The sequence below is a fragment of the Methylophaga sp. UBA1464 genome (assembly GCF_002325665.1).
GTDB lineage: Bacteria > Pseudomonadota > Gammaproteobacteria > Nitrosococcales > Methylophagaceae > Methylophaga.
The window spans coordinates 1-5,721 of record NZ_DCSO01000032.1 but is presented as its reverse complement, the minus strand read 5'-3'; the positions used below and the strand labels follow the sequence as shown (position 1 = coordinate 5,721).

General features: G+C 47.6%; 4 protein-coding genes and 1 pseudogene. 1 reads left to right on the top strand and 4 read right to left on the bottom strand.

The genetic code is table 11. From position 1 onward, the window contains the following. The 4 genes from alaS to B3O33_RS03370 all read right to left on the bottom strand — a co-directional run. Positions 1-2,514 (bottom strand): alanine--tRNA ligase (gene alaS, locus B3O33_RS03385; protein WP_292362930.1); only part of this gene is annotated, 2,514 nt, incomplete at its 3' end. Next, positions 2,514-2,954 (bottom strand): recombination regulator RecX, encoded by a 441-nt coding sequence (gene recX, locus B3O33_RS03380; RefSeq protein ID WP_292359875.1) that lies wholly within the window; start codon positions 2,952-2,954, stop codon positions 2,514-2,516. The genes alaS and recX, both read right to left, overlap by 1 nt. Further along, positions 2,951-3,991, bottom strand: coding sequence for a recombinase RecA (gene recA, locus B3O33_RS03375; protein WP_292359873.1), 1,041 nt, complete (start codon positions 3,989-3,991; stop codon positions 2,951-2,953). The genes recX and recA overlap by 4 nt, the downstream gene beginning before the upstream one ends. Before the next feature lie 120 nt (positions 3,992-4,111). Continuing rightward, the gene (locus tag B3O33_RS03370; RefSeq protein WP_292359871.1) at positions 4,112-4,624 is read right to left on the bottom strand and encodes a CinA family protein; all 513 of its coding nucleotides are present in this window, start codon (positions 4,622-4,624) and stop codon (positions 4,112-4,114) included. Between the two features lie 16 nt (positions 4,625-4,640). Between B3O33_RS03370 and B3O33_RS03365 the strand changes: the two are divergent. Next, positions 4,641-5,721 (top strand): annotated as a pseudogene (locus tag B3O33_RS03365) (DNA mismatch repair protein MutS); the annotation flags it as partial.

Sequence of the window (5,721 nt, the reverse complement as noted above, 5' to 3'; positions counted from 1 at the left end):
ATCTGGTCGGCCGCCACCTTTACCACCGACTTGTGCGGCGACATGTGATACCAGATCACCAGCACGAATTTTATCGGTCACATCTTTCGTGACACCGGCAATCAAGGTGATTTTCTCACCTTCTACCGCAGCCAGAATAATGGCGGCGCTACCCAGTTTATTTTTAAGTTGATCAACGGCTTCACGCAGACTTTTAACGTCGGCGCCTTCGAGATTGGCAGCGAGCACTTTGATAGAACCAATCTCCGTTGCTGAAGCAGCTAAATCCGAACCGGCACTGCTGGCCAGTTTTGATTTGAGGGATTCCAGTTCTTTTTCCAGTTGACGAGTGCGTTGCACCAGTTGCTGCGTTTTCTCTTCGACATTCTCTGGTTTGGCTTTGACCAAATCAGTTAGCCGGTTGAGACGGTTTTCAGACTGTTCAATATAGTTCAGTGCCGCTTCACCGGTGACAGCTTCAATACGACGAACCCCTGAAGCGATACCGGTTTCATTGGTGATTTTCAACAGACCAATATCACCCGTGTGACCAACATGTGTGCCACCGCAAAGTTCAACCGAAAATTCACCCATGCTCAGTACCCGAACTTCATCATCATACTTTTCGCCGAACAATGCCATTGCTCCACTTTTACGAGCCTTTTCAATTGGCATAAGGCGCGTTTCAACCGTGTGGTTTACGCGGATGTGCTGATTAACCAGCCGTTCTATTTCACGTAATTGTTCAGCCGAAACCGGTTCAAAATGTGAAAAATCGAAACGCAGTCGTTGTGAATCGACCAACGAACCTTTTTGCGTGACATGTTCACCGAGAATTTTACGCAAAGCAGCATGTAGCAGATGCGTGGCAGAGTGGTTAAGTGCTGTTGCCTGACGGTTATATTCATCTACGTGGGCAATCACCGGCTGACCTACTTCAAAGGTACCATCCTTACATTCACCAATATGTGTAAAGGCTTTGCCCTGTTTGCGTGTGTCTTTAACAATGAAGTGCGCACCAGCCGTGTTGATTTCGCCTTGATCGCCCACCTGACCACCGGATTCGGCATAAAAAGGCGTGTGGTCCAGAACGATAATGCCTTGCTGCCCGGCATGCAGTTTATCGACATTTTCGCCATCAACGAGCAGAGCAGTTATAACACCTTCATTACGCACATGGTCATAACCACAAAAAACGGTTTCGCCATCAATAATCAGTGTTTCGGATAAACCACCACCAAATTGACTGGCACTGCGTGCACGATTACGTTGTGCTTCCATGTGACGTTCAAAACCTGCCACATCAATCGTCAAACCGCGTTCACGGGCGATATCGGCGGTTAAATCAATCGGGAAGCCGTAGGTGTCATACAACAGGAAAATGGTTTCACCAGGAATTTCTTTATCCGCCATTTCGTCAATCGCGTGATCCAGAATTTTCAATCCATTATCCAATGTATCGGCAAAGCGTTCTTCTTCAATTTGCAAAGCCTGTTCAACAATCGCCTGTGCCTTGGAAAGTTCGGGGAAGGCTTCGCCCATTTCATCGACCAATGGCTGAACAAGTTTGTAGAAGAATGCTTCTTTTAACCCAAGCTTATGTCCATGCCGAATGGCGCGACGAATAATACGGCGCAACACATAACCACGACCTTCATTAGATGGTTGCACGCCATCGGTGATCATAAAGGCACAGGAACGAATATGGTCAGCGATAACGCGTAACGAGGTGTTGCTGGAATCAGTGGTTCCCGACAGCTTTTGAATCGCTTTGATCAGATTCTGGAACAGGTCAATGTCGTAATTATTATGTTTATGCTGGAGCACCGCGGCTAAACGTTCCAGACCCATGCCGGTATCCACCGACGGTTTAGGCAGGGGAGTCAGCGTGCCATCAGCAGAACGGTCAAACTGCATAAAGACCAGATTCCAGATCTCGATATAACGATCGCCATCTTCTTCCGGTGTACCAGGAGGGCCGCCAGCTACTTCCGGGCCGTGGTCATAGAATATTTCTGAGCAGGGGCCACATGGACCAGTGTCACCCATTGACCAGAAATTATCTTTAGCACCGATACGGGAGAAGCGTGAAGCATCGACACCAATTTCGTTTAACCAGATATCAGCGGCTTCATCATCTTCCTCAAATACCGTGATCCATAGTTTATCTGCTGGCAGCTGTAATGTTTCAGTCAGAAATTCCCAGGCGTATCGAATCGCTTCACGCTTGAAATAATCACCGAAACTGAAGTTGCCGAGCATTTCAAAGAATGTATGGTGGCGGGCGGTATAACCGACATTTTCAAGATCGTTGTGTTTACCACCGGCACGTACGCAGCGCTGAGTTGTTGTCGCGCGCGTGTACTTTCGGGTTTCCTGACCGAGAAAGACTTCTTTAAACTGAACCATGCCGGCATTGGTAAACAACAATGTCGGGTCATTGGCCGGAATTAATGGGCTACTGGAAACGACTTCGTGACCTTTGTCAGCAAAGAAGTCCAGAAATAATTTGCGTATATCAGCGCTCGTTTTCATTAGTTCAGTTCAAAACTTTCCGTTATTTGTTCATGAGTAAAGCCCCGATATTGTAAAAACCGCATCTGCTTGGCACGGTCTTTATAATCATCGGGACTCTGCTCGCCAAAACGCTTGCACCGAACTTCGATGGCAAGCGCAAACCAATCAGTTTCTGCCTGTTGTATGGTGGAGTTAATCAGTTCATCCGCCACACCTTTTTGTTTCATTTCCTGCCGAATTCGCAACTCACCATAGCCCCGTAGGGCACGGGATCGGATAAACGCTTCGGCAAAACGTTGATCATCCTGCAAGCCACTTTGTTGCAGCTTTTCTAAAGCGGCATGAATTTTATCTGTTTCATGACCGGCTTGTTGAAGTTTTTGCTGTAATTCGGCGGCGCTATGTTCCCGTCTGGCTAAATAACCAATGGCCTGTTCGGTTGCAGAGCGGGATTTCACGCGTCGATTTCATCATCCACAGGGGTTTCAGCGCTTACCTTGATGTTCTTTGGCATCATCACAGCACGAATTTTCGCTTCGATATCCTTCGCCATTTCCGGATGTTCTTTCAGGTAAATACGTACATTGTCTTTACCCTGACCAATTCGATTGCCGTCATAGCTGTACCATGCGCCGGATTTTTCGACGATATTTTCGCTGACACCCAAATCAATCAATTCGCCTTCGCGAGAGATGCCTTCACCATAGAGAATATCGAATTCGACTTGCTTGAACGGCGGAGCGACTTTATTTTTTACGACTTTCACACGGGTTTCGTTGCCCAGAATTTCATCGCCTTTTTTGATCGCGCCAATCCGGCGAATATCCAGTCGGACTGAAGCATAGAACTTAAGCGCATTACCACCGGTAGTTGTTTCAGGATTACCAAACATAACGCCGATTTTCATGCGGATTTGGTTGATGAAGATAACCAGTGTGTTGGAACGTTTGATATTGGCCGTCAGTTTACGTAAAGCCTGAGACATCAAACGGGCTTGAAGCCCCATGTGACTGTCACCCATATCACCTTCGATTTCAGCTTTAGGCGTCAATGCGGCAACTGAATCGACCACGACAATATCAACGGCACCAGAACGGACCAGCATATCGGTGATTTCCAGCGCCTGCTCACCAGTGTCAGGTTGAGAGACCAGCAGATCATCGATATTGACGCCCAGTTTTTCAGCATAAAGGGGATCAAGCGCATGTTCGGCATCGACAAATGCAGCGGTGCCCCCCAGTTTTTGCATTTCGGCAATGGCGTGCAGCGTCAGCGTGGTTTTACCGGAAGATTCCGGGCCGTAGATCTCAACGACACGACCACGTGGTAAACCGCCGATACCCAGGGCAACGTCTAGCCCAATTGAGCCTGTTGAAACCGCATCGATATCACGGTGGGCCGTTCCGTCGCCCAAACGCATTACGGCACCTTTGCCAAATTGTTTTTCGATTTGACCTAAGGCGGCGCCAAGCGCTTTCTTCTTGTTTTCATCCATTTGGTGTGCCCTTTAGCTGATATCAGAAAACTATGGATTATCACACAGATAGCCATGTCTCACCAGCGTCGATTGCGGTTTCAAACAGGCATTTAGTGGATATTAATTTTGTATTTGAGCTCAGGCGTAATATTCGGTGGAAGCTAATTTTTTCACCAAACCATCAAGTGCGATAAATACGGCCTGGCGGCGAATGAATTCGCGATTGCCGCGCAGATAAAAGGTATTACAAAACACACTTTGTTTATCGGCCCAGGCAAAACAGACGGTTCCAACAGGTTTTTCCTCTGAACCGCCATCGGGGCCAGCAATTCCGCTTATTGCTACAGATATATCGGTATAGAAATTTTGGATGGCACCAGAGGCCATTTCAATCACGGTTTGCTCACTGACAGCACCATATTTTTCAAGCGTACTGAGCTGTACATCAAGATGTTGCTGTTTGATTTGATTGCTGTAGCTGACGATGCCACCTTCAAACCAGGCAGAGCTTCCCGGTAAATCGGTACAACATTTTGCCAGCCAGCCACCGGTACACGACTCGGCGGTGACTAATCGCAGGCCTTTTGATTGAAGCGCCTGTGCCAGTTGCTGGGTAAGCTGATAAAGTGTTGCGTCAGAATAATCTTGCATACGCTAAACTATAAAAATGACCGAAAAAACCAATCATACGCCAATGATGCAGCAATATCTGCGGATCAAGGCTGAACATCCGGAATTATTATTGTTTTATCGAATGGGCGACTTTTATGAGTTGTTTTTCGATGATGCACATAAGGCTGCTGAGCTCCTCGATATCACGCTGACTGCCCGCGGTAATAGTAACGGTGCTCCCATTCCAATGGCGGGTGTGCCTTATCATGCTGCTGAAGGCTATCTGGCCAGATTACTTAAGTCGGGTGTGCCAGTGGCCATTTGCGAGCAGATTGGTGACCCTGCAACGAGTAAAGGTCCGGTTGAACGTAAGGTAGTCAGGGTGTTGACACCCGGTACGTTAACCGATGAAGCCTTACTCGACAGCAAACAAGACAATTTACTGGTGGCGATAGCCCGGCAAAAGGATCAATACGGATTAGCCGTCGCTGAAATCAGCAGTGGTCGTTTTGAAGTTTGTCAGCATGAGTCATTAAATGATCTGCTTGCAGATTTAGCCAGACTGCAACCCGCAGAAATTTTGATTGATGACAGTCATGGCGAATCATTTAATAGCTATAACAAACTACTGCGGTTTGTCCCGGAATGGCATTTTGGTCTGGACGCGGCTCGTCGCCGTTTATGTGAGCATTTTGGAACCACAGACCTGAAAGGGTTTGGCTGTGAGGAGCTGCCGCTGGCCATTATGGCAGCAGGCTGTTTACTGAATTATGCTCAGCAAACGCATCGGACAGCACTGCCGCAATTACGCAAAATCAGTGTGGAAACACCCGTTAATAGCATTCGTATTGATCCGCAGTCCAGACGGAATCTGGAACTGGAACAGAATCTGTCAGGTGGTCGTGAAAATACCTTGTTATCAGTACTCGATAACACTGTTACTCCGATGGGAACACGCTTGCTTCGGCGTTGGTTATTGCAACCCAAACGCGATTTAACGATTTTGCAGCAACGTCAGGAGGCAATTGGCAATCTTATTGAAGCAGATGTCATTGCTTTCGCTCAAACCCTGTTAAAACCGTTGGGTGATATCGAGCGTATTGTGACCCGTTTAGCCCTTTGTAGCGCCCGTCCCA